At 60.6% G+C, this 24,522-nt stretch carries 17 protein-coding genes; 13 read left to right on the top strand and 4 right to left on the bottom strand.

The genetic code is table 11. From position 1 onward, the window contains the following. Positions 1-9 precede the first annotated feature (9 nt). The 11 genes from treZ (at position 10) to ACOI8A_RS21720 (ending at position 14,908) form a co-directional block, all read left to right on the top strand. Positions 10-1,812, top strand: coding sequence for a malto-oligosyltrehalose trehalohydrolase (gene treZ / locus ACOI8A_RS21770; RefSeq protein ID WP_420649888.1), 1,803 nt, complete (start codon positions 10-12; stop codon positions 1,810-1,812). Continuing rightward, a complete protein-coding gene (malQ, locus tag ACOI8A_RS21765) occupies positions 1,809-3,887 on the top strand; it encodes a 4-alpha-glucanotransferase (protein WP_420649889.1) in 2,079 nt (692 codons plus the stop codon). Before treZ ends, malQ begins: the two co-directional genes overlap by 4 nt. Beyond that, positions 3,884-6,673 (top strand): malto-oligosyltrehalose synthase, encoded by a 2,790-nt coding sequence (locus tag ACOI8A_RS21760; RefSeq protein ID WP_420649890.1) that lies wholly within the window; start codon positions 3,884-3,886, stop codon positions 6,671-6,673. The genes malQ and ACOI8A_RS21760 overlap by 4 nt, the downstream gene beginning before the upstream one ends. Positions 6,674-6,702: 29 nt before the next feature. Continuing rightward, positions 6,703-7,014 (top strand): DUF2934 domain-containing protein, encoded by a 312-nt coding sequence (locus tag ACOI8A_RS21755; RefSeq protein WP_420649891.1) that lies wholly within the window; start codon positions 6,703-6,705, stop codon positions 7,012-7,014. 98 nt (positions 7,015-7,112) lie between these two features. After that, the gene (gene glgX, locus ACOI8A_RS21750; RefSeq protein WP_420651449.1) at positions 7,113-9,272 is read left to right on the top strand and encodes a glycogen debranching protein GlgX; all 2,160 of its coding nucleotides are present in this window, start codon (positions 7,113-7,115) and stop codon (positions 9,270-9,272) included. Positions 9,273-9,274: 2 nt separating this feature from the next. Further along, positions 9,275-10,273 (top strand): acyl-CoA dehydrogenase, encoded by a 999-nt coding sequence (locus ACOI8A_RS21745; protein ID WP_420649893.1) that lies wholly within the window; start codon positions 9,275-9,277, stop codon positions 10,271-10,273. Next, positions 10,270-11,028, top strand: coding sequence for a PIG-L deacetylase family protein (locus ACOI8A_RS21740; protein WP_420649894.1), 759 nt, complete (start codon positions 10,270-10,272; stop codon positions 11,026-11,028). The genes ACOI8A_RS21745 and ACOI8A_RS21740 overlap by 4 nt, the downstream gene beginning before the upstream one ends. Further along, a complete protein-coding gene (locus ACOI8A_RS21735; RefSeq protein WP_420649895.1) occupies positions 11,025-11,624 on the top strand; it encodes an SAM-dependent methyltransferase in 600 nt (199 codons plus the stop codon). Before ACOI8A_RS21740 ends, ACOI8A_RS21735 begins: the two co-directional genes overlap by 4 nt. Positions 11,625-11,866: 242 nt before the next feature. Beyond that, complete coding sequence (locus tag ACOI8A_RS21730; RefSeq protein WP_420651448.1) at positions 11,867-12,628, top strand: PIG-L deacetylase family protein; 762 nt, start codon at positions 11,867-11,869, stop codon at positions 12,626-12,628. Between the two features lie 65 nt (positions 12,629-12,693). After that, positions 12,694-13,491: an endonuclease/exonuclease/phosphatase family protein gene (locus ACOI8A_RS21725; RefSeq protein WP_420649897.1), complete on the top strand. Its 798-nt coding sequence runs from the start codon at positions 12,694-12,696 to the stop codon at positions 13,489-13,491. 346 nt (positions 13,492-13,837) lie between these two features. Next, positions 13,838-14,908, top strand: a complete 1,071-nt coding sequence (locus tag ACOI8A_RS21720; protein WP_420649898.1) for an autotransporter domain-containing protein — start codon at positions 13,838-13,840, stop codon at positions 14,906-14,908. Positions 14,909-15,504: 596 nt separating this feature from the next. On the opposite strand, the gene glgB is transcribed toward ACOI8A_RS21720, so the two are convergent. From glgB to ACOI8A_RS21705, 3 genes are all read right to left on the bottom strand, one after another. Then, complete coding sequence (glgB, locus tag ACOI8A_RS21715) at positions 15,505-17,736, bottom strand: 1,4-alpha-glucan branching protein GlgB (RefSeq protein WP_420649899.1); 2,232 nt, start codon at positions 17,734-17,736, stop codon at positions 15,505-15,507. A 2-nt stretch (positions 17,737-17,738) separates the two neighbouring features. Continuing rightward, positions 17,739-21,080, bottom strand: a complete 3,342-nt coding sequence (gene treS, locus ACOI8A_RS21710; RefSeq protein ID WP_420649900.1) for a maltose alpha-D-glucosyltransferase — start codon at positions 21,078-21,080, stop codon at positions 17,739-17,741. A gap of 143 nt (positions 21,081-21,223) precedes the next feature. Continuing rightward, positions 21,224-23,221 (bottom strand): alpha-1,4-glucan--maltose-1-phosphate maltosyltransferase, encoded by a 1,998-nt coding sequence (locus tag ACOI8A_RS21705; RefSeq protein WP_420649901.1) that lies wholly within the window; start codon positions 23,219-23,221, stop codon positions 21,224-21,226. Positions 23,222-23,438: 217 nt separating this feature from the next. Between ACOI8A_RS21705 and ACOI8A_RS21700 the strand changes: the two genes are divergently transcribed. Next, positions 23,439-23,597 (top strand): hypothetical protein, encoded by a 159-nt coding sequence (locus tag ACOI8A_RS21700; protein ID WP_420649902.1) that lies wholly within the window; start codon positions 23,439-23,441, stop codon positions 23,595-23,597. An 8-nt stretch (positions 23,598-23,605) separates the two neighbouring features. On the opposite strand, the gene ACOI8A_RS21695 is transcribed toward ACOI8A_RS21700, so the two are convergent. Then, the gene (locus ACOI8A_RS21695; RefSeq protein ID WP_420649903.1) at positions 23,606-24,124 is read right to left on the bottom strand and encodes an MgtC/SapB family protein; all 519 of its coding nucleotides are present in this window, start codon (positions 24,122-24,124) and stop codon (positions 23,606-23,608) included. A gap of 123 nt (positions 24,125-24,247) precedes the next feature. Here ACOI8A_RS21695 and ACOI8A_RS21690 point away from each other — a divergent pair, with 123 nt between their 5' ends. After that, positions 24,248-24,481, top strand: a complete 234-nt coding sequence (locus ACOI8A_RS21690) for a DUF3203 family protein (RefSeq protein ID WP_420649904.1) — start codon at positions 24,248-24,250, stop codon at positions 24,479-24,481. Positions 24,482-24,522 lie beyond the last annotated feature (41 nt).

Here is a 24,522-nt window from a genome sequence, read left to right as displayed (position 1 = left end):
TTTTCCACAATGCCGTCACGGTCTATAGCAACCTGGCCCCACGGCGCGATCATGCTGGACGCCGAACACACACAGTTTGCGTTATGGGCGCCGGATGCGTTTTACGTCAGTGTCGAACTGGCCGATGGGCAATCCTTACCAATGCTGCCGCAGGATGACGGCTGGTTTGTAGTCAAGACTCGCTGCCCCGCTGGCAGTCAGTACCGCTTCAATATCGATGGCGAACTGCAAGTGCCGGACCCGGCCTCCAGGGCGCAAAATGGTGGCCTCCAAGGCCACTGCGTGGTGGTCGACCCCCTCGCCTATCAATGGCGAAACACATCCTGGCAGGGTCGGCCGTGGAGTGAAGCGGTGATCTACGAGCTGCACGTCGGTGCGCTTGGCGGCTTCGCCGAAGTCGAACAGCACCTGGCGCGCCTCGCCGAATTGGGCATCACGGCCATCGAACTGATGCCCATCGCGCAATTCCCCGGCGAACGCAATTGGGGTTATGACGGCGTCCTGCATTACGCGCCGCAAGATTCCTACGGCACGCCCGAACAACTGAAACACTTGATCGACAGCGCTCACGGCCATGGCCTGGCGGTGATCCTCGACGTGGTTTACAACCATTTCGGCCCGGACGGAAATTACCTGCATCGCTACGCCGAGAGCTTCTTCCGCGAAGACAAACACACGCCGTGGGGCGCCGCGATTGATTTTCGCCTGCCTGAAGTGCGGGATTTTTTCATCGGCAACGCGCTGATGTGGCTGTTCGAATATCGCTTTGACGGCCTGCGTCTGGACGCGGTTCACGCGATAGAAAGCGAGGATTTCCTGCCGGAACTGGCGCAGCGCATTCGCCAGCAGACCGACCCGGGCCGCCACATATGGCTGACCCTGGAGAACGAACTCAACCAGTCGAGCCTGCTCGAAGAGCACTATGACGCGCAGTGGAACGATGACGGCCATAACGCTCTGCACGTGCTGCTGACCGGTGAAACCGACGCTTATTACGCGGATTACGCGCTGCAACCGACACGCCAGTTGACCCGCTGCCTGAGTCAGGGCTTCGTGTTTCAGGGCCACATCACGCGCCACGGTGAACCGCGCGGCGAGCCTAGCGACCATTTGCCAGCGACCGCTTTCGTGCTGTTCTTGCAGAACCATGATCAGATCGGCAACCGCGCGTTCGGTGAACGCTTGCATCAACTGGCCGCCCCCCGGGCGCTGGAAGCGGCCACGGTGCTGTTACTGCTGTCGCCGATGATTCCGCTGATGTTCATGGGCGATGAATTCGCCGCCGAGCAGCCATTCGTATTTTTCACCCACCATCACGATGAACTGGCCGAGTTGGTGCGCGATGGCCGTCGCAATGAATTCGCCGGTTTCAGTGCCTTTGCTGACCCGGAAAAACGTCAGCGAATTCCCGATCCGAATGCCGAAAAAACCTTCCTTGCCTCGCAACCGCGGCTGATCGGTAACGGCTCACCCAAGCAACAAGCGACGTTGGCGCTGTACCGGCAACTGCTGAAACTGCGCCATCAATACATCATTCCGAACCTGCCTGGCACCCAGGCACTCGGCGCGCAACTGCTTGATCGCGCCGCCGTCAGCGCGCGCTGGCGACTGGGTGATGGCAGTGAGCTGCGAATCGACCTGAACCTCAGCGACAAGCCAGTGGTCAACCTTCCACGGACCGACGCGGTGTGGCGCTTTCAGCAGCCACCCGCCGACGAGACGGCGGATGAGGGCCTGCTCCCTCCGTACTGCGCACTTGTCAGCCTCACGGCCGCAACCCCTTTGCAACCTTTGGATGGAGAGCGCCTATGAGCGATGCGCAACTGGAAATTCTGGCAAGCCGCGCGGGCCTGGCCGTCGACTGGATCGATGCCAACGGCCGTCCGCAGAAAGTCGCTCCGGCAGTGCTGCGCAATGTCCTCACCGGACTTGGCCACCCGGCCAGTACCGCACAGGAAATCGACGCCAGTCTGCTGCAACTGCAACAAGTGCAGCAGGATCGGCACCTGCCGCCGCTGCTGACCGCCGACGTCGGTGTCGGCGTAGATCTGGCACGTTACTTCAAGCCTGAAACGCCTTGCGAAATTCACCTCGAAGACGGTTCGCGCATGGACCTCAAGCTCGACGGGGAAGCACGCTTGCCCGGCCTGATCCCGGTCGGTTACCAGCAAGTGCACATCGACGATCAGCATTTCACGCTGGCCGTGGCCCCTGAGCGTTGCTACAGCGTTGGCGATGCGGTGGACAGTCCGATCCCGCGCGCCTGGGGTTTGAGTGTTCAGCTTTATGGGCTGCGTCGCCCCGGCGATGGTGGCTTCGGCGACACTCAGGCGCTGGAAGAACTGGCCCGAGTGGCGGGTGAACGCGGTGCCGAAGCGCTGGCGATCAGCCCTTTGCACGCGATGTTCAGTGCTGACACCGGGCGTTACAGCCCGTACTCGCCTTCCAGCCGCTTGTTCCTCAATCCGCTTTACGCGGCGCCAGGTGCGATTCTCGGCGAGCGCGCCCTGCGTGATGCAATCGAGTCCGCCGGGCTGACCGAGCAGTTCAAACAGCTCGAAGAGCTGAAACTGATCGACTGGCCAACCGCCGCCGAGGCCAAGCAAAAACTCCTGCACGCCTTGTACGAAGGCTTCACCAGCGGCGCGCATCCGCTGCACGAGGACTTCGCCAGTTTCCGTCACGTCGGCGGCGCGGCGCTGGAAAACCACTGCCGTTTCGAAGCCATTCAAGAGATGCGCGCCGCCCGCGGCGAAAGTCTCGACTGGCGCACCTGGCCAGAACAATGGCAGGACCCGCGCGGCACCGCCCTTGGCGAGTTTGCCGAAGAGAATGCCGCGCGCATCGGCTACTTCGCCTTCTGCCAATGGCTGATCCACCGCTGCCTCGAGCGTGCACAAACTGCCGCGCGCAGCGCCGGGATGGGCATTGGTCTGATCGCCGACCTCGCCGTTGGAGCCGATGGTGGCGGCAGTCAGGCCTGGAGTTTTCAGGACGAGCTGCTCGCCTCACTGACGGTTGGCGCGCCGCCGGACATTCTTAATCGCTCCGGTCAGGGCTGGGGGATTTCCGCGTTTTCCCCGGAAGGTCTGGTGCGCAACGGTTTCCGCGCGTTCATCGAAATGCTGCGTGCCAACTTTGCCCACGCAGGCGGTCTGCGCATCGACCACGTCATGGGCCTGCAACGTTTGTGGGTTATTCCCAACGGCGCAGCTCCGGCGGACGGCGCGTATCTTTATTACCCGGTAGACGACTTGCTGCGCTTGCTGACCCTCGAGTCTCACCGCCATCAAGCGATCGTACTGGGCGAAGACCTCGGCACCGTACCCGACGGTCTCCAGGAAAAACTCATCGCCCGCGCCATGCTCGGCATGCGCGTTCTGTTGTTTGAACACGACAACACCCGTTTCAAACCGATCCTTGACTGGCCGGACAATGCCTTGGCGACCACCAGCACCCACGACTTGCCGACGCTCAATGGCTGGTGGCATGGCCGCGACATCGACTGGAATTCGCGGCTGGGTTTTGTCGATGCCAATGGCGAGATCGAATGGCGCCATCATCGTGCTCGCGAACGCGAAGGCCTGCGCAGCGCGCTCAGCGAAGACCCGCAAAACTTTCGCGAAGAATCCCACGAGGCCGACCAAGTGGTTGATGCTGCCGTACGCTTCCTCGGCCATACCCGCGCGCCACTGGTTTTGCTGCCACTGGAAGACGCCCTTGGCCTCGACGAACAGGCCAACCTCCCCGGCACTATCGACACTCATCCGAACTGGTCACGACGGCTGCCGGGCACCAGTGAAGCATTGCTCGATGGCGCTGACGCCGCGCGCCGTCTGGAACTGCTGGCCTGCGCCCGCCTGCAAGCTGCCGAGCGTGACCAATGAGCGCGCCGATAACCCAACCCATACGCTCCACGGTGCGCCTGCAGTTCCATAAAGGCTTCACCCTGGAACAAGCCGTGCCTTTGGTGCCGTATTTCGCCAAGCTGGGTATCAGCCATATTTATGCTTCGCCGCTGCTGGCAGCCCGTGCCGGTTCGATGCATGGCTACGACGTGGTCGATCCGACTCAAGTCAATCCGGAACTGGGCGGCGAAGTGGCACTGCGGCGCTTCGTGAAGACGCTGCGCGAACACGATATGGGGCTGATCCTCGATATCGTCTCCAACCACATGGCGGTCGGCGGCAGTGACAACCCGTGGTGGCTGGACTTGCTGGAATGGGGACGCCTCAGCCCGTACGGCGAGTTCTTCGACATTCAATGGCACTCGCCCGACCCGCTGATGGAAGGCCAGTTGCTGCTGCCCTTTCTCGGCAGCGATTACGGTATCGCCTTGCAGGATGCGACGCTGCCGCTGTGCTTCAACGCCGATACCGGCAGCTTCCATGTCGAGCACTACGAGCACCACTTCCCGATCTGCCCCAAGGACTACGGCGAACTGCTCAAGCCCGATGCGGCTGTCGACAGCGAACGCGCCCAGGCACTGAACAACCTCGCCGATCGTTTCAACAGCCTCAGCCATCAGACTGACGCGCATGCACTGGCGATTCCGTTGAAAAAGGAACTCAGCGAACTCGTCAGTGATGCGCAGGCACTTGCAGCCATCACACGTAACCTCGCGCTGTACGATTCGAAAACCGCACAAGGCTTCCAGCGCCTGCATCAACTGCTGGAGCGCCAGAGCTATCGCCTCGCCAGTTGGCGCACCGCTGCCGATGACATCAATTGGCGGCGCTTCTTCGATGTCAATGAACTCGGTGGTTTGCGCGTCGAGCGCCCGGCGGTGTTCGAAGCGACTCACGGCAAAATTTTCGAGCTGATCAGCCAAGGTTTGGTTGATGGCTTGCGCATCGACCATATCGACGGTCTGGCCGATCCACGCGGGTACTGCCGCAAACTGCGCCGCCGTCTCGACCTGCTCGCCCCGGATCGGCATCTGCCGCTGTACGTCGAGAAAATCCTCGGCGAAGGCGAAACGTTGCACGAAGATTGGGCGGTAGACGGCAGCACCGGTTACGAATTCATGAACCAGTTGTCGCTGCTGCAACATGAGCCGAGCGGCGAGCAAGTGTTGGGCGAATTGTGGCAACGCCATGCCGAACGCCCTCCTGCTTTCATTGAAGAAGCGCAGCTCGCTCGTCGGGAAATCCTCAACGGCTCGCTGGCCAGTGATTTCGAAAGCGTTGCTCAAGCCCTGCTGCAAGTGGCGCGCGACGACTTGATGACCCGAGATTTGACACTCGGCGCGATCCGCCGCGCACTGCAAGCCTTGATCGTGCACTTCCCGGTTTACCGCACTTACATCGGCGCCATGGGCCGTTCGGCGCAGGACGACGCATTCTTTCAGCAAGCCATGGACGGTGCGCGCCAGACCCTCGGCGAAGGCGACTGGCCGGTACTCGATTGCGTGGCCGCGTGGCTTGGCGGCGAACCATGGCGCAACAAACCGCGTGGCCGCTCACGCAAGATTCTCAAGCATGCCTGTGTGCGTTTCCAGCAACTGACTTCGCCCGCCGCCGCCAAAGCCGTGGAGGACACCGCGCTGTATCGCTCGGCGGTGCTGCTGTCGCGCAATGACGTCGGCTACAACACCGAACAATTCAGCGCGCCACTGAGTGATTTCCACGACATCTGTCAGCAGCGCTTGAAGAGCTTCCCGGACAATCTGCTGACCACCGCTACCCACGACCACAAGCGCGGCGAAGACACCCGCGCGCGACTGGCAGTGCTCAGCGAACGCAGCGCCTGGTATGCCGACCAGATTGAACTGTGGCGCGTGCTGGCCCGGCCGCTGCGCGGTGACGAGCAACAACCGTCAGCCGGTGACGAACTGATCCTCTATCAAGCCCTGCTCGGCAGTTGGCCCTTGGATTTGCGCGCGGATGATCAGAACGACCTGAGCGATTACGCCCGGCGCATCTGGCAGTGGCAACAGAAAGCTTTGCGCGAAGCCAAGTTGCAAAGCAGTTGGAGCGCGCCGAACGAGGCTTACGAAAACAGCGCCAAAGACTTCACCGAACGCCTGCTGTTGTCGCCCGAGGGCCGGCTGCTGCGCGGCAAACTCGCCGACACGGTCAACCACATCGCCGCGGCGGGTGCGCTGAACAGTCTGGCGCAAACCTTGCTGCGCATGACCGTGCCGGGGATTCCCGATCTGTATCAGGGCAACGAGTTCTGGGATTTCAGCCTGGTCGATCCGGACAATCGGCGGCCGGTGGATTACCCGGCGCGCGAACAGGCATTACAGCCAGTCGCGCCGGTGCCGGAACTGCTGGCGAACTGGCGTGACGGGCGCATCAAGCAGGCGCTGATTGCACAGGTATTGAACCTGCGCGCCGAACAGCTGGAGTTGTTTCGCCGTGGTTCGTACCAGGCGCTTGAGGTACTGGGCAGCCAGGCACACAACGTGCTCGCGTTCAGTCGCGAACATGCAGGGCACCGGGCGATCGTGGTTGTTCCAGTCCGTTGCGCGACACTGCTGGAAGACAGTGCCGTACCTCAGATAGATGCGCTGCGCTGGGGCGATACGCGGGTGGTTTTACCGTTCCTCGCCTCTGACGCAAATCTGAAGGGACTTTTTTCCAGCGTCGCAGTCACAAAAAACAGGGAGCTGAACGTCAGCGCCGCGCTGGGGGATTTCCCGGTCAATCTGTTTATCCAACACTTATAGAAGCACTAGTTCAGTTCAGGAGCATTGCGATGAGTACCGACGATAAACGCATTCGCGAATTCGCCTATCAGATCTGGGAATCCGAAGGTCAACCCGAAGGCGAAGACGCTCGCCATTGGGAGATGGCACGCAAACTGGCCGAGGCCGAAGCACTGGCACCGAAGAAGTCGCCGAAGGCTGCTGGCAGCAAAACTGCTGGCAAAACCGCGACCGTCAAGACTGCTGACGCCAAGCCCAAGGCTGCGGACAAGGCCAAGCCTGCCAGCGCAGCCAAAGTGATTCCCCCAGGCGAAAAAGCCGCCGAGAAGAAACCGCGCACCTCGCGCAAACAGGCGAACTGACGCTACTTAGAACTCTGATTTGAACCACCGCGTGGCGAGCTCGCTCGCCACCGAGGACAAACTCGTCCCGGATTTCCCCGATTTGCAGGAGCAATTGCATGACCAGTCCAAAAAAAGCCGATCCCGCCGCACATACCGAGCCTTCGAGAATCCGTGAAGGCCTGCCCTTCCCGCTCGGTGCGACCTGGGACGGTCTGGGGGTCAACTTTGCACTGTTTTCCGCCAACGCCACCAAGGTCGAACTGTGCATTTTCGACGATGCTGGCGAAGTCGAACTCGAGCGCATCGAACTGCCGGAATACACCGACGAGATCTACCACGGCTACTTGCCTGACGCGCATCCGGGGCTGATCTATGGCTACCGCGTGTACGGTGCTTATGACCCGGCCAACGGCCACCGTTTCAACCACAACAAACTGCTGATCGACCCGTACGCCAAGCAACTGGTCGGCGAGTTGAAATGGTCGGAAGCGCTGTTCGGCTACACCATCGGCCACCCGGACGCCGACCTGAGTTTCGATGAACGCGACAGCGCGCCCTTCGTGCCCAAGTGCAAAGTCATCGACCCGGCGCACACCTGGGGCAACGACCAGCGCGTCAGCGTGCCGTGGGACAAAACCATCATTTACGAAACCCACGTACGCGGCATCAGCATGCGTCACCCCTCGGTGCCGGAAAACGTACGCGGTACGTTTGCCGGTCTGATGAATGACGATGTGCTCAAGCACATTCGCAGCGTCGGGGTTTCTTCGGTGGAGCTGCTGCCAATCCACGCCTTCGTCAACGATCAGCACTTGCTGCACAAAGGCATGACCAACTACTGGGGCTATAACAGCATCGCGTTCTTCGCCCCCGACCCGCGTTATCTGGCCAGCGGCAAGATCGCTGAATTCAAGGAGATGGTCGCGCACCTGCACGAAGCCAACCTCGAAGTGATCCTCGACGTGGTCTACAACCACACCGCCGAAGGCAACGAGCAAGGCCCGACCCTGTCGATGCGCGGCATCGACAACGCGTCGTACTACCGACTGATGCCGGACGACAAGCGCTACTACATCAACGATTCCGGTACCGGCAACACGCTGGATCTGAGCCACCCGTGCGTGCTGCAAATGGTCACCGACTCGCTGCGCTACTGGGCCAGCGAAATGCACGTCGACGGTTTCCGCTTTGACCTGGCGACCATTCTCGGGCGTTATCACGATGGTTTCGACGAGCGCCACAGCTTCCTCGTGGCCTGCCGTCAGGACCCGGTGCTGCGTCAGGTGAAAATGATCGCCGAGCCGTGGGACTGCGGCCCCGGTGGTTATCAGGTGGGTAACTTCCCGCCGGGCTGGGTCGAGTGGAACGACAAATTCCGCGACACCGTGCGCGCGTTCTGGAAAGGCGACGACGGCCAGGTTGCCGATTTCGCCAGTCGCATGACCGCCTCTGGCGAAATGTTCAATGAACGTGGGCGCCGGCCATATTCCTCGGTGAACTTCATCACCGCCCACGACGGCTTCACCCTGAATGATCTGGTGTCGTACAACGACAAGCACAACGAGGCCAACGACGAGAACAATCAGGACGGCAGTAATAACAACCTGTCGTGGAACCACGGCGTCGAAGGCCCGACTGACGATCCGGAAATCAATGCGCTGCGCCAACGGCAGATGCGCAATTTCTTCGCCACCCTGCTGCTGGCCCAAGGTACGCCGATGATCGTCGCCGGCGACGAATTCGCCCGCACTCAGGACGGCAATAACAACGCTTACTGTCAGGACAGCGAGATTGGCTGGGTGAACTGGGACCTGAGCGAAGACGGCAAGGCCCTGCTGAAATTCGTCAAACGTCTGATCAAGCTGCGTCTGGCCTATCCGATCCTGCGTCGTGGGCGTTTCCTGGTCGGCGAGTACAACGAAGACATCGGCGTCAAAGACGTAACCTGGCTGGCGCCGGACGCCACCGAGATGACCACCGAGCACTGGCACGACGCGCACAACCGTTGCCTGGGCATGCTGCTCGACGGCCGCGCGCAGGAAACCGGTATCCGCCGCAAAGGCGCCGACGCGACCTTGCTGCTGGTGGTCAACGCCCATCACGACATCGTCAACTTCACGCTGCCGGAAGTCCCGGAAGGCAGTTTCTGGACCTGCATGATCGACACCAATCAGCCGTCGATTCGCGGCCAGGAGCGCTTCGAGTTCGGCCATGAATACTCTGTCACCGGTCGCTCGCTGTTGATGTTCGAACTGCAACGCGAAGAAGAAGATTGATCATGGACCTGCACGGCTATTTATCCGCGCGCACTGCGGATTACGCCGATCCGCAAGCCCTCGGCCAGTGTCTGCGTGAACTGGTCGAGGCCGGACTGGATCGCCTGCCACTGCCGGGCAGTGGCTACACCCTTGAGCGTTTTCAAGGGCTGGCGCTGGTGGGCGGGCATGATCTGGGCGTGTGCAAACTGTATGAGGGCCACACCGACGCGCTGTCGATCATCGAACAACTGGGTGGCGCGCCGACTCCTGGCAGCACCTGGGGCATGTGGGCCGCCGAGCCACCACAGGCGCGGGTCAAGGTCAGTCCATCCGGGCACATGGTGGTGCTGGACGGGCGCAAGGCGTGGTGTTCCGGCGCTGCCGTGCTCAGTCATGCGCTGCTGACGGCGTGGGATGAAGCAGATCGCCAGCAATTGGTGGCGGTCGCGCTCGATCAACCGGGGGTGACCATCACCGATCAAGGCTGGCAAGCGGTCGGCATGGGCGCCACCGGCTCGGTTGAGGTGTTGTTTGACAGGGTCGAGGGCCAAGCGATTGGCAGTCCCGGTGACTACCTGCAACGGCCGGGTTTCTGGCAAGGCGGAATCGGCATCGCCGCCTGTTGGTACGGCGCCGCGAGGGGGATAGCCGAACGTTTGCGCCAACACTGCACACAACGCGAGGAGCCGCATGCATTGGCGCATCTGGGTGCGGTCGATGTGGCGTTGCAGGCTGCTGCCGATGTGTTGCGTTTCAGCGCGCTGCACATTGATGCTCATCCGCAGGCCAATGCCGAACTGCTGGCCCGCCGTGCGCGGGCGGTGGTCGAACAGTCTGCCGCACAAGTCATTGATCATGTTGGTCGCGCATTGGGCGCCGGGCCGTTCTGCAAGGATCGCCAGTTCGCCCGTTTGAGCGCTGATCTGCCGGTGTTCCTGCGTCAAAGCCATGCCGAACGTGACCTCGCCGCCCTCGGGCAATTGATCGCAGCGCAACCCACGGAGACATGGACGTTATGAAAACCAATCCGATTGTCGGCCAGGGCACGACCTTGCACCAATGGCAGAGCTCGCAGCATTTGGCCGAACTGGACAGCATCGACATTCTCAGCCTGGTGCCGCCCGGTTCGCGCGCGGTGGTCATCGCGCCGCATCCGGACGACGAAGTGCTCGGGTGCGGCGGCTTGCTGCAATTGCTCGCCGCTGCCGGACGTCCGCTGCAATTGATCTCGGTCACCGATGGCAGCGCCAGCCACCCCGGCTCGCAACGGTGGCCGGTGGAGCGTTTGAGCGTGGTCCGTCCGCAGGAATCCGCCGAAGCCCTGCGTCGCCTCGGCCTGCCGATGCATCGCTTGAAATGGCTACGCGGCGGTTTTGCCGATACTCAGGTGGCGGCGCGCGAAGCCGAGTTGTGCGAATTCATCCAGCGCCATTTGCGCCCCAACGACGTGGTGTTCACTACATGGAGCGAAGACGGTCACTGCGACCATGAAGCGGTTGGCCGGGCGAGTAGCGAAGCGGCTCGTCGCACGGGCGCAACCTGTCATGAATTACCGGTCTGGACGTGGCACTGGGCGACGCCCGAAGATGCCTTCGTGCCCTGGCAGCGCGCGCGCAAAATCAATCTGACGTGTGCGCAAGTCGCGCGCAAACGCCACGCGGTGCATGCGTTCGCCAGTCAGTTGGAAGGCGACCCAGTGGCTGGACTCGGCCCGGTGCTGGCACCGTACGTGCTGGATCGACTGCTGCAACCGTTTGAGGTGATCTTCCTTTGAGCGTCGACGACCGCTATTTCGACGGGCTGTTTGCCGGCAACGACGACCCTTGGGCGTTTCGCCAGCGCTGGTACGAGCAGCGCAAACGGGCGATCACGCTTGCGGCACTGCCGCGCCCGCACTATCGCGCAATCTTCGAACCGGGCTGCGCCAATGGTGAACTGAGTGCCGAGCTGGCGCAGCGCTGTGACCGCTTATTGTGCTGCGACACGGCCGCCGCTGCGGTGGGACTGGCGCAAACGCGCTTGAGCTTGTTCGATCACGCCGAGGTCCGCCAAAACCGCCTGCCAGATGACTGGCCGGAAGAAAAATTCGACCTGATCGTATTTAGCGAAATCGGCTACTACCTCGATGGCAATGATCTGACAGCCGTGATCCATCACATCAGCAATTCCCTGAGCGCAGACGGGCAACTGCTGGCGTGCCACTGGCGCCCGCCGATTGATCAATGCCCGTTGAATGCGCGTCAGGTACACGATCAGATCCACGACCAATTGGCTCTGCCGAGGCTGGTTTTGCATCAGGAAGCAGACTTCATTCTCGAGGTCTGGAGCCGCGAACCGCGCTCCGTCGCGGCTTTGGAAGGTTTGCGTTGAATCACTGATGTCGCTCAACGTTTCTGCGCCGGTCTGCGACCTCCAACACAGCTATAACAAAAAAACACAGATCAGATTGCTCGCCGACGCGACGAACCGCGCGCCATGAGCAATACTCTCCTGCGCGGCAATCCAGGGTTCGGAGCGCCGCATGGTTTTCCACCAGCCTTCACGGGTCGAAGCGCTTGAGCGATGCTCGCCGCGCGCGATTGAGGGCGAGACACAACAAGGACGTAGCACTCATGAAACCGTTATATCTAAGTGAAGGCAGCCTGCCGGCGCAAATCTGGAACAGCGCCGCGCAACTCGACAACATTCCCGTCATCAACACCCGCAGTCTGGTGCCGGCCGGCGCACGTGCCGTGGTCATCGCCCCGCATCCCGGCGACGAGGTAGTGACTTGTGGCGGCCTGCTGCAATTACTCTCAAGCCTCGGTCACCCGTTGCAACTGCTCTCTATCACCGACGGCAGCGCCAGCCATCCCGGCTCGCGCCAATGGTCAGAGAAACGCTTGAGCGTATTCCGCCCGCAAGAGAGCGTCGAGGCGCTACGGCGTCTGGGGTTGCCGATGCACAGCCTGAAATGGGTGCGTGGCGGCTTTACCCACAACGCCCTGTTCGACAAGGAACTCCAGCTCAGCGAGTTCATCATGCGTTACCTGCGCCCTGGCGATGTGGTGTTCAGCACCTGGTGCAAAGACGGCAGCGACGACCATCAAGTGGTTGGCCGCGCCAGTGCGCGCGCCGCCTTGCAGGCCGGCGCTACCTACCATGATGTGCCGGTCTGGGCCTGGCACTGGCCGGAACGTGATCACGCACAGATTCCCTGGCACCGCGCACGCAAATTGCGTCTGGACACCTGGACTGTCGCGCGCAAAAGCCACGCGACCCACGCCTACGCCAGCCAGCTCACAGGCGAGCCGGCCATCGGCATTGCCCCGATGCTGCCGCGGGCGATTCTTGAACGCATGCGCCTGCCCTATGAAATCGTGCTCGTCGACTGAAACACTGAACTGCGCGTTCGCACGTCAGTCGCATGCACAGGCAGTCATGATTCATAGGAGTAAACGTGTCCAGTGAACCCCAGCGTCACGCTATCGACGCTCAGCCCCTGGAGCCGTCGGCCATCCACCGCTTGCGCGTGCTGACGGTCAATACACACAAGGGTTTTACCGCACTCAACCGGCGTTTCATCCTCCCCGAGCTGCGTGAAGCAGTACGCAGCACGTCAGCCGATCTGGTGTTTCTGCAGGAAGTGGTTGGCGAACACGAACGCCATTCCAATCGTTACAACGAATGGCCGCAAACCTCGCAATACGAGTTTCTCGCCGACAGCATGTGGGCCGATTTCGCCTACGGGCGCAACGCCGTTTATCCCCATGGCCACCACGGCAACGCCCTGCTGTCGAAGTACCCGATCCGCGAGTACCGCAACCTTGATGTTTCGATCACCGGCCCCGAACGACGCGGACTGTTGCATTGCGTGCTCGACGTACCGGGACACGCGGAAGTCCACGCGATCTGCGTGCACTTGAGCCTGCTGGAAAGTCATCGGCAATTGCAGTTGCAGTTGCTCTGCCAACTGCTCGAGTCGCTGCCCGAAAATGCCCCGGTGATCATCGCCGGCGACTTCAACGACTGGCAATTGCAGGGCAACGCCGCCCTCTCCCGCCGCGACTACCTGCACGAAGCTTTCGAACGCCATCATGGCCGACCGGCAAAAACCTATCCGGCGCGTTTTCCATTGCTGCGACTGGACAGGATCTACCTGCGCAATGCCAGCAGCCACGATCCACAGATTCTTGGCAACAAGCCGTGGACACATCTGTCGGATCATTTGCCGTTGGCGGTGGAGGTGCATCTGTAGTCGCAGTTTTGACAGCGGCGCGCACCGGTGGTCAGTTGCCCAAGCGCTCTGAATCACGGACTCGAGGCCGTTCTTCCATACAAACAAGAACTTAGATATGTTCGGATAAACAAACACTTGCATTGCCTGTTTTACCCCTACCGCTCATCGTTCACTTTCTTGACGCATGGGCGCGGGTCTTCTTGAATCTAGGTTACTACCCCCGGAAATACTACTCGGGGCTAACCCACGGACACCCGCGAAAACGGGCGCCCGGCGGTTCGCCCCGTCTCATTCGGTCGCCCCTCATTCGGGGTAGGAGAGACGACAAGGCGAGAGTGCGCATGCGATAGCAAGGTAGACCTCCATGAAAACTTCACTCACTGCTCAAGAGATCAAAACCACCTTCTGCACTGTTTCGAGTTCTATCTTGCTGTGCTCATCCATGGAGGCGCAGGCCGGTTCTGCGGCGGATGAGACAACGTCCTGGTACCGAGAGAACGTGCCGGTCATGACCTTGCCCGCCACCGTCATCACACCCGGGCCGCAACGCCTGAGTCCGCGCCCCGATCTGCGCGGCAATCACCTGATTACCGAAGACATTTCGCCGACAGCGTGGGATCAGCTTTACGGACCGAGTTCACGCCAGGCACAAACCGACGTCCTTAGCCCCGGTTTCGCGATGCCCGGCAGTGGCGACTTCAAAGGCCCTGCCGTGTTGACCTTGCAAAGTGGCAGCGGCCACACACAAAAAATCGGCCTGATCGGCGGGGTCAATCAGATCCAGGCCAACGGCAACGGCCTGATCAGCAACCGCGCCCTCGCCGACCCGAATTCCGACACTCTCAACCTGCAAGGCCAGAGCCTCGGCGCTTACTACAGCCTGACCGGCCCGCAAGGCTGGCACGTCGATCTGTCGGCCAGTGGCGGCCGCGTCAGCGGTTTCAGCCGCAACCAACAAGGCGCACGCCAAGCCACCGAAGGCAGCGCGATGACGCTGTCGGTGGAAGGCGGATTCCCCATCGGCATCAGCGAAAACTGGGTGGTCGAGCCGCAAGCGCAATTGATCAACCAACGCATCACCCTCGACACGCCGTATGCCGGCTCGGGCAACGCGTCATCGAGCGATATCTCATCGTGGAGCGGCCGGGTCGGCGCGCGCTTGAAAGGCAGTTACGATCTGAATGGTCTGCCAGTCGAGCCGTACGTGCGCACCAACCTGTGGCACACGGTCTACACCGGCAACACGGTGACGTTGGATCAGGTGGACAAAATCAGCAGCAGCCGCAAATCCTCGACCGTGGAAGTCGGATTGGGACTGGTGGCGCGGGTGACGCCGACGGTGAGTCTGTACGTCAGTGCGGATTACAGCAGTGACGTGGATGACAACGACTTGAACGGGTTGATTGGCAGCATGGGGGTGCGCATGCGCTGGTAAGTGGATTCGCCGAGACCCTGTGAGAGCTGCGGTGCGACGATTCGATTTGCCAGCGATAGCGTCGGCACATTCAGCGATGATGTTGAATGTGACGGCCTCATCGCTGGCAAGCCAGCTCCCACAGGTATCAAATCCATCCGAAAACCGCACTTCGCTTTTCACCACTCAACACGATGAGCGTTAGCTCGAGTACCGCTCTTGATCTCAAGCGCCCGTCGGCAGGCTGAGTGGAGGGATTGATCCGGGGTTGGGAGCGCAGCGACCGTTTGGCGCAGCCAAACACATCGAGGGGAGGTGCAGCGCAGCAAACCGGAGGCGATGCCCCCGGATCAATCACGGAGCGAAGGAACCCGAGCCTAAGCGAGGGCCGAACGTCAGGGAAAAGCCTTTTGGGTTACCTTTTTGGCGTTTGAAAAAGGTGACCCGCCGTAAGGGCGGAACCCTCAGAAGCCGTTACCGCAGCAACGGATATGTACTCAGCCAGAAAAATCCATCGCCTGACCCGACGCCATCGCTGGCAAGCCAGCTCCCACAGTTTTCGAGTACATCCGCACTAGCTTCAGCGCCTGAAAGATAGCCATCGACGCGGTCCGGGATCAACCCTCAGGCTTGAGAATCAACACCGCCAGCGGCGGCAAATTCAGCTCCAGCGACAACGACTGGCCATGGCTCGCCACCTCTTCAGTAAACGCCCCACCACCATTGCCATAATTGGAACCGGCATATTGCTCGGCATCACTGTTAAGCAACTCCTTCCAGCGCCCGGCAAACGGTACGCCGACCCGATACGCCTGCCGCGGCACCGGCGTGAAGTTAGCCACCACCAGCACCGGCGTACCGTCCTTGCTCCAGCGCAACCAGGCGAAAACGCTGTTGATCGCGTCATCACCGATCAGCCACTGGAAGCCCTGCGGCGCGTCATCCTGATCGTGCAGCGCCGGCTCCTCGCGGTACAGCCGATTGAGGTCACCAACCAGTTTCTGTACGCCTTTGTGCTCCGAATACTGCAGCAGATACCAATCAAGCTGCTGATCATGATTCCACTCGCGCCACTGGCCAAACTCGCAGCCCATGAACAGCAACTTCTTGCCCGGATGCGTCCACATGAAGCTCAGATACGCCCGCAGGTTGGCAAACTTCTGCCAACGATCGCCGGGCATCTTGTCGATCAGCGAATGCTTGCCGTGCACCACTTCATCGTGGGAAATCGGCAGGATAAAGCGCTCGGACCACGCGTAAACCAGACCAAAACTCAGCTCGTTATGGTGATGGGCGCGGTACACCGGATCCTGCTGAATGTAGTGCAGCGAATCGTGCATCCATCCCATGTTCCACTTGTAGGCAAAGCCGAGGCCACCCTGCTGAGTGCTCTGACTCACGCCCGGCCACGCGGTGGATTCCTCGGCAATCACCAGCGCGCCCGGCGCTTCCAGCTCGACCACGTCGTTCAAATGACGCAGGAAGTCGATGGCTTCAAGATTCTCGCGACCGCCATGCCGATTCGGCACCCACTCGCCAGCCTTGCGCGAGTAGTCGCGATAAAGCATCGAAGCCACCGCATCCACGCGCAGACCGTCGATATGGAAATGCTTCAACCAGTGCAACGCCGAAGCCAGCATGTAGCCGTGCACTTCGGTGCGGCCGAGGTTGTAGATCAGCGTGTCCCAGTCCTGATGGAAACCTTCCAGCGGGTTGCCGTATTCGTACAGCGCCGTGCCATCGAACTGCGCCAGACCGTGGGTATCGGTCGGGAAATGCGCCGGGACCCAGTCAAGGATCACGCCGATTTCCGCCCGGTGGCAGGCGTCGATGAACGCAGCAAACTGCTCCGGCGTGCCATAACGCGCACTCGGCGCGAACTGCGAGAGCAATTGATAACCCCACGAGCCACCGAACGGGTGCTCCATGATCGGCATCAGTTCGATGTGAGTGAAACCCAGTTCCTTGACGTACGGGATCAGCCGATCCGCCAGTTCCGGCCAGGTGTACTGACGCGCCACTTCACCAAGATCATCCAGCTCGCACTGCCACGAACCGGCGTGCAGCTCATAAATCGACAGCGGCGCGGCATGCGCGTGGCGCTCGCGGCGGCTGTTCATCCAGTCCTGATCCTGCCAATCGACTTGCAGTGGCGCAGCGACTTTCGAAGCGGTGTCCGGCGGCAGGCTGGTGGCCAGCGCCATCGGATCGGCTTTCAACGGCAGAATGCCGTGTTCGCCAAGAATCTCGTATTTGTACAACTCTCCCGCTTGCAGGCGCGGGATGAACAATTCCCAGACCCCGGATGGATGGCGTAAACGCATCGGATGCCGACGGCCGTCCCAGACGTTGAAATCGCCCACAACGGAAACGCGTTTGGCATTCGGCGCCCACACGGCGAAGCGCACACCGTCAACGCCATCGACGCTGCTCAGCTGTGCGCCGAGGCAACTGCTCAGGTCGCGGTGATTGCCCTCGGCGAACAGGTACAAGTCCATCTCGCCGAGCAACTGGCCGAAGCTGTACGGATCTTCCACAACCTGCTCGCCGCCAGCCCAACGCGTGCGCAATAAATATGGACGTGCCTGCGGGAAGTGGCCGACAAACAGCCCCGCAGTTTCAGTCGCCTCCAATGCGCCGATTTCTTCGCCGCTGTCCTTGTCCAGTACCGCAACGCTCAACGCGCCGGGCAGATAGGCACGGATGAACTGCCCGCCAGCACCATCGCCATGCGGGCCAAGAATCGAGAACGGATCGTGATGCACCGCGCGCACCAAGGCATCGATGTCCCTGGCCGCGGGCAGCAACCTTTCTTTAGCGTGACCCTGTTCCTTGTTTGAGAAACTCATGACTACTCTCCACCAAGATCGGAAAAGGGTTTAAGCCCCGACAACAACCCGTACAGACCGTGCAACGGCACGGGCAGCCAGGTAGGGCGATTTTCGGCTTCATAGGCCACTTCGTAAGCCGCTTTCTCCAGGCCGAACAACGCCAGTGCGGCGTCAGCACCTTCAGGGTCCTGCCAGGCATGATCAAGACTAGCTGCCGCTTGGCGATATGCCTGAACAAATGCCTCACGGGCCTCACGCAAGTAGCGATCAGCGACTCGTTTGCGCGCCGCCTCGGACTCGGCGCTCATGTCGACCGTATGCACATTAATGGTCATCGCCGCCGCGTAATCGAAGGAGCGCAACACACCGCTGACATCTTTATACGGGCTGTGCTTGCCACGACGCTCGGACAACGGCCGCGCCGGTTCGCCCTCGAAGTCGATGAGGAACGCATCGCCTTTGATCACCAGCACCTGACCCAAATGCAGGTCGCCGTGCACGCGGATGCGCAGGCCGCCAGCAGATTTTTTCGCCAGATCCTGCACGTGGCTGAGGATGGCTTTCTTGTTGTCTTGCAGCCGCGTGACTAGTTTCTGATCCGCGGCGGTCAATTCGCCCTGATGCTGCTTGAGCAGTTTCAGCGTGTGCTCGACCTGCGCCGCAACGTCTTTGGCGGTGGTCTGAGCGTCCTTGGCCGAGCTGACTTGCGGCGCGAAGTCCGGATCGTCGGTCTTGGCTGCCAACACCTGATGCATTTCACCCAGCCGTTGGCCAAGCATGCCGGCGAAATCTCTCAGTTCGCCGAGCGCGTTGTAATGTTGCTCCTGCTCCGACATGGCGTCCGCCAGCTCATCACGCAGCGCCCGTTCAAGGTTGTTCTGCGTCCATTCCCAAGCGTCGCCCTGATTGCTCAAGTAGCCTTGGGCGATCATCAGCAAGTTGTCTTCACCCTGCGCGTCACGGCGAATCACCGAGCCGAGCAGCGGCGAGATATTGGCGAAACCGGCGGCAGTCAGATACGCGCTCATCTCCAGTTCCGGGTGTACGCCAGAGGCGACCTTGCGGATCAATTTCAGCACCAGGCTGTTGCCGATCACCACCGAACTGTTCGACTGTTCGGCCGACAGGTAACGCACCTCGGACTCGGCGCCAAGGCCAAGCGCGTCCAGTTGCGGCGTGGACTCAAAGCGAATCTCGCCGGCGTCCGACGCCAGTACCGTGTTGGCCTGCATGCCTTGCAGCACGGCGCGGACAAACGTTTCGAGGCTGAACGCATCAGTGATCAAACCGACCTGACGCACACGCCGTACGCGGGCCAAAGCCAATTGCTGCGGCAGCGCCGGGCCGACGTGATCTTCGCCGATGAAGCCGAACGGCAGCTGATAGCGGCTGGTCTGCCCGCCACTGGTGACTTCGATTTCGCTGAGCAGCACCGGGTGCTGCGCATCGCCGAAGCGCACGCCATACGTCAGATTGACCTTGTCGATGGCTGCATCCTTGCCAGCGAACCAGCGACGGTTCTGCAACCAGTTCGGCAGAATTTGCTGCTCCAGCGTAGTGCGCGATGGCGCTTCGAGCAGTTCTTCCATGCGTTTTTTCAGCACCAGCGTGGTGAAGTCCGGCAGGCTTTGCGCCGGTTCGACGTGCCAGCTCGGCATCTGATTTTCGGCGGCGAGCACGAACCAGTAGAAGCCGTACGGCGCCAGGGTCAGGAGGAAATTCAACTGACCGATTGGCGGGAACGCGTTGCCGCCAAGCATCTCCACCGGGACCATGCCGGTGTAGGCCGACAGATCGAGTTCCGCCGCTTGCGCGCTGCGCGACACGTTGGCTACGCACAGGATGATTTCGTGCTTGCCATCGGCGTCGGTGAATTCGCGGGTGTAGGCCAGAATCCGTCGATTGCTCGGCGAAAGCATTTTCAACGTGCCACGGCCGAACGCCTTGGATTGCTTGCGCACGGCAAGCATGCGCCGGGTCCAGTTGAGCAGCGAATGCGGGTCACCGGCCTGGGTTTCGACGTTGACTGACTGATAGCCGTATTGCGGGTCCATGATCGGCGGCAGCACCAGACTGGCCGGGTCGGCGCGCGAGAAGCCGCCGTTGCGGTCGATCGACCACTGCATTGGCGTACGCACACCGTCACGGTCGCCGAGGTAGATGTTGTCGCCCATGCCGATTTCATCGCCGTAGTACAAAGTCGGCGTGCCGGGCATCGACAGCAACAGGCTGTTGAGCAACTCCACGCGACGACGGTCGCGCTCCATCAAGGGCGCCAGACGTCGACGAATACCGAGGTTGATCCGCGCGCGACGGTCAGCGGCGTAGTAATTCCACAGGTAATCGCGTTCCTTGTCGGTGACCATCTCCAGCGTCAGTTCATCGTGGTTGCGCAGGAAAATCGCCCATTGGCAATTGGCTGGAATCTCCGGGGTCTGGCGCAGGATGTCGGTGATCGGGAAGCGATCTTCCTGGGCCAGCGCCATGTACATGCGCGGCATCAGCGGGAAGTGGAACGCCATGTGGCATTCGTCGCCATTCAGGCCGTGTGCGTCTGCGTCACCGAAATACAGCTGAGTGTCTTCCGGCCATTGGTTGGCTTCGGCGAGCAGCATGCGGTCCGGATAGTTGGCGTCGATTTCGGCGCGAATCTGCTTGAGGACGTCGTGGGTCTCCGGCAGGTTTTCGTTGTTGGTGCCGTCGCGTTCGATCAGATACGGGATCGCGTCCAGCCGCAGGCCGTCGATGCCCATGTCGAGCCAGTAACGCATCACCGAAATCACCGCTTTCATCACTTGCGGATTGTCGAAGTTCAGGTCCGGCTGGTGCGAATAGAAGCGGTGCCAGAAGTATTGGCCAGCGACCGGATCCCAGGTCCAGTTGGACTTTTCAGTGTCGAGGAAAATGATCCGCGTGCCGTCGTATTTCTGGTCGTCATCCGACCATACATAGAAGTCGCGCGCCGCCGAACCGGGTTTGGCCTTGCGCGCACGCTGGAACCACGCGTGTTGGTCAGAGGTGTGGTTGATCACCAGTTCGGTAATCACCCGCAGACCGCGTTTATGCGCTTCGGCGATGAAGCGCTTGGCGTCGGCCATGGTCCCGTAATCGCTGTGCACGCCACGGTATTCGGCGATGTCGTAACCGTCATCGCGGCGTGGCGACGGATAGAACGGCAGCAGCCAGATAGTGTTGACGCCGAGTTCGGCGATGTAATCGAGTTTGGCGATCAGCCCGGGAAAGTCACCGATGCCGTCGTTGTTGGAGTCGAAAAACGATTTGACGTGAACCTGATAAATCACCGCATCCTTGTACCAGAGCGGGTCTTTGATGAAGGTGGCCGACTTGGGTTTCTTCGCCATGTGTAACTCCTGAAAAATTCGATAATTCACAAATATTTCAAATGTGATGACACCCTGTAGGAGCTGCCGAAGGCTGCGATCTTTTGATCTTGCTTCTAAAGATCGCAGCCTTCGGCAGCTCCTACAGGGGAATATGCAATGCTTTATGCGGGGGTTATGCGCCAGATACTGAACGGCTGTTGCGCCGGGTCGAGCCGCATGAACTGGTATTTGCCGTGCCAGTCCCAACGATGCCCGCTCATCAAATCCTCGCCGTGGGTGGTGGCATCGTCCGGCAGACCCATTTCCCACAGCGGCAACTCGAAATTCGCCTCCTGCGCGTTATGCGGATCCAGGTTCACCGCCACCAGAATGAAGTTGCTGCCGTCGGCGCTGCGCTTACCGAAGTACAGAATGTTGTCGTTCCAGGCGTTGTAAATGGTCAGGCCCAGATGCGTGTGCAGCGCCGGGTTCTGCCGGCGAATGCGGTTGAGCTGAGCGATTTCGGCAATGATGTTGCCCGGCGCATTGAAGTCGCGGACGCGGATTTCATACTTCTCCGAATCGAGGTATTCCTCCTTGCCCGGCACCGGCGCCGCTTCGCACAGTTCATAGCCGGAATACATGCCCCACAGGCCCGAGCCCATGGTCGCCAGTGCCGCGCGGATCAGAAAACCAGCGCGCCCGGATTCATGCAGAAATGCGGGGTTGATGTCCGGCGTGTTGACGAAGAAGTTCGGCCGGTAGCATTCGCGCCACGGCGACTCATTGAGTTCGGTCAGGTAAGTGGCCAGCTCGGCTTTGGTATTGCGCCAGGTGAAATAGGTGTAGCTCTGGGTGTAACCGACCTTGCCCAGCCGCGCCATCATCGCCGGCGTCGTGAAAGCTTCGGCGAGGAAGATCACTTCCGGGTGTAGCGCGCGCACATCGGCGATCAGCCATTGCCAAAACGGCAGCGGTTTGGTGTGCGGATTGTCAACGCGAAAGATCTTCACACCCTCTTCCACCCAACCTATGACGATGTCGCGCAACTCGATCCACAGACTCGGAATCGCATCCGGCGCATAGAAGTCGACGTTAACGATGTCCTGATATTTCTTCGGCGGGTTTTCCGCGTATTTGATCGTGCCGTCCGGCCGCCAGTTGAACCAGCCCGGGTGCTGCTTGAGCCACGGATGATCCTGCGAACACTGAATGGCGAAATCGAGCGCGATTTCCAGACCGTGATCGGCAGCTGCGGCAACCAGTCGGCGGAAATCCTCGCGGGTGCCGAGCTGCGAATGGATTGCCTCGTGCCCGCCCTCCTCGCTGCCAATCGCGTATGGACTGCCCGGATCGTCCGGGCCGGCGGTCAGGGAATTGTTGCGGCCCTTGCGATGGCTACGGCCAATTGGGTGGATCGGCGTGAAGTACAACACGTCGAAACCCATGTCCTGAATCATCGGCAGCCGCGAGTGCACGTCATTGAAGGTGCCGTGACGGGCCGGATCGTCGGTGATCGAGCGTGGAAACAACTCGTACCAACTGGCGAATTCGGCAAGTTGACGCTCGACGTCCAGCGGGAATTCCGGGCTGACACTGAGATAGGTGCGATGATCGGCCTCGGCCATCAATTGCGCACTTTGCGGGTGCAGAAACAGCGCGACCTGCTCGGTTTCGAGCAGCCCGGACAGCTCATGATGCAAAGCCGCCAGTTGTTCACTGAGCTGGCCTTCGCTGCGTTCGGCGGCCTGTTGCACCATCGTGCGGCCTTCCTGCAACTCCAAGCTGACCGGCACGGCTGCAGCGTGTTTTTTTTCGAGTTCGTACTGAAAACTGGCGAACTGGTCGATCCACGCTTCGATCAGGAACAGATAACGGCCCATGCGTTCCGGGCTGAACTGACCCTGCCAGCCGTTATTGCCCTGATCGGCCATGACCTCGGTTTGCCAGGTCTGCTCGCCCTCTTCACGCCAGCGGATACGCACCGCGAGTTTGTCGTGACCGTCGGCGAAGACCTTGCTGGTTACCACGACTTCACGGCCGGCAATCGCCTTGACAGCAAACTGTCCACCATCAAGAGTCGGCGTAACGTCTTCAATAGCTATGCGTGGCAGCAACAGCGCTTGCGACAACGGAATATGCGGGTTGTAGCTCGAATCGGTACCTGTTTCAGCAGTCATTGAGCATCTCTCCTTAACGCCCCAAGGACGCTCGTTTGCCTGATCGATGTCCACAGCGATGCATCTGTCCGCCGCGAACTCACCTAGATACCGAGCGACCGGCGCGGGGAAAAGTTCACAGGGATTTGCCGCACAACAAAACTGGATCGAATTCGCTGCGAGGTGGTCAATCCACTTAAGCACTTCTCACGCCATGTGCCACACGGAGGTAGATCTGATGAACAACCCGTTCCCGGCTGAAACGCCAGATCCGAACATCGACAACCCGGTGATTCCGGAAACCGAACCGCAACCGATCCCTGAGCAGGAGCCGCCAGGCACCACGCCGCCGCCCAAGGAAGAACCACCGACGACGATGCCTCCGGTGATTCTCTAGCGCTTGAATTACAGCTTGTCGTTACGTCGTTCGTCGTGATCCTTGTCGAAGATTTTCACGATCCTCGGCATGACACTGAAAATGCCTAATGTCAGCAACGTACTGAGCAACGCCGTCGCTTCGCGGCCCAGACCGGCCGCGACGCCGATGGCGGCGGTCATCCACAATCCGGCGGCCGTGGTCAGGCCTTTGACCCGACCTTCCTCGCCGTCCTGATTTTTCAGGATGGTACCGGCGCACAGGAAACCGATACCGGCAATTACGCCCTGCACCACTCGACTCATTGCGTCGGATTCGGACCCGGAGGTTTGCGGTACCAGCACAAACAGCGCCGCGCCGAGCGCCACCAGCATGTGCGTGCGTACCCCGGCAGCCTTGCCTTTGGATTCACGTTCAAAACCGAGAATCCCGCCCAGAATCGCCGCTACCAGCAAGCGCACGGTAATGCGCGTCAATTGCGACGCATCGCCGATTTCGGCGAACTCCGCCTGCAGGGTCACCCAGACTTCATGCCACCACGCATTCATTGCGTCATCCTTGTTTCAGATTGATGAACGGTGGACAGCGCCGACCATTAATCAGTTGCGTAGAACCATCGCCACGCCACGCGTCCTAACCTCTCAACACCCCTCGGAAAAAAGGACAGCCTCATGACCATGCGCATCGAAAACCAGACCTGCTTTTTCGCCAGTGAAAACGGCGAGGAAATCCGTTTGTGCAGTGATCTGACCGTGATCACCGACAGCGACAAAGCCATGTCAGCCGTGGAAATAGAGGGCCGTCGCGTGTATATCACCGAAGCAGAAGCCGACGCATTGACCGTTGCAGGCGCCACCGACGGGCGTAAGCATCTAAAGGCCGACAGCAGTGATTCGGTGATTTGACTGACCCTGATCAACACCCCGCGCAGACGTCTGGGATAGAC

It is taken from the genome of Pseudomonas sp. P4795, assembly GCF_048822895.1.
Classification (GTDB): domain Bacteria; phylum Pseudomonadota; class Gammaproteobacteria; order Pseudomonadales; family Pseudomonadaceae; genus Aquipseudomonas.
Note: the sequence above shows the minus strand (reverse complement) of the source record. Positions and strands in the feature narration are given on the sequence as shown.

What these genes read in the sequence shown, in the direction of transcription:
- ACOI8A_RS21690 (WP_420649904.1), top strand. Translation starts at nt 24,248, where the DNA reads ATGACCATGCGCATCGAAAACCAGACCTGCTTTTTCGCCAGTGAAAAC.
- ACOI8A_RS21695 (WP_420649903.1), bottom strand. Translation starts at nt 24,124, where the DNA reads ATGAATGCGTGGTGGCATGAAGTCTGGGTGACCCTGCAGGCGGAGTTC.
- ACOI8A_RS21700 (WP_420649902.1), top strand. Translation starts at nt 23,439, where the DNA reads ATGAACAACCCGTTCCCGGCTGAAACGCCAGATCCGAACATCGACAAC.
- glgX (WP_420651449.1), top strand. Translation starts at nt 7,113, where the DNA reads ATGACCAGTCCAAAAAAAGCCGATCCCGCCGCACATACCGAGCCTTCG.
- ACOI8A_RS21730 (WP_420651448.1), top strand. Translation starts at nt 11,867, where the DNA reads ATGAAACCGTTATATCTAAGTGAAGGCAGCCTGCCGGCGCAAATCTGG.
- glgB (WP_420649899.1), bottom strand. Translation starts at nt 17,736, where the DNA reads ATGAGTTTCTCAAACAAGGAACAGGGTCACGCTAAAGAAAGGTTGCTG.
- treZ (WP_420649888.1), top strand. Translation starts at nt 10, where the DNA reads ATGCCGTCACGGTCTATAGCAACCTGGCCCCACGGCGCGATCATGCTG.
- ACOI8A_RS21755 (WP_420649891.1), top strand. Translation starts at nt 6,703, where the DNA reads ATGAGTACCGACGATAAACGCATTCGCGAATTCGCCTATCAGATCTGG.
- ACOI8A_RS21760 (WP_420649890.1), top strand. Translation starts at nt 3,884, where the DNA reads ATGAGCGCGCCGATAACCCAACCCATACGCTCCACGGTGCGCCTGCAG.
- treS (WP_420649900.1), bottom strand. Translation starts at nt 21,080, where the DNA reads ATGGCGAAGAAACCCAAGTCGGCCACCTTCATCAAAGACCCGCTCTGG.
- ACOI8A_RS21745 (WP_420649893.1), top strand. Translation starts at nt 9,275, where the DNA reads ATGGACCTGCACGGCTATTTATCCGCGCGCACTGCGGATTACGCCGAT.
- ACOI8A_RS21705 (WP_420649901.1), bottom strand. Translation starts at nt 23,221, where the DNA reads ATGACTGCTGAAACAGGTACCGATTCGAGCTACAACCCGCATATTCCG.
- ACOI8A_RS21720 (WP_420649898.1), top strand. Translation starts at nt 13,838, where the DNA reads ATGAAAACTTCACTCACTGCTCAAGAGATCAAAACCACCTTCTGCACT.
- ACOI8A_RS21740 (WP_420649894.1), top strand. Translation starts at nt 10,270, where the DNA reads ATGAAAACCAATCCGATTGTCGGCCAGGGCACGACCTTGCACCAATGG.
- malQ (WP_420649889.1), top strand. Translation starts at nt 1,809, where the DNA reads ATGAGCGATGCGCAACTGGAAATTCTGGCAAGCCGCGCGGGCCTGGCC.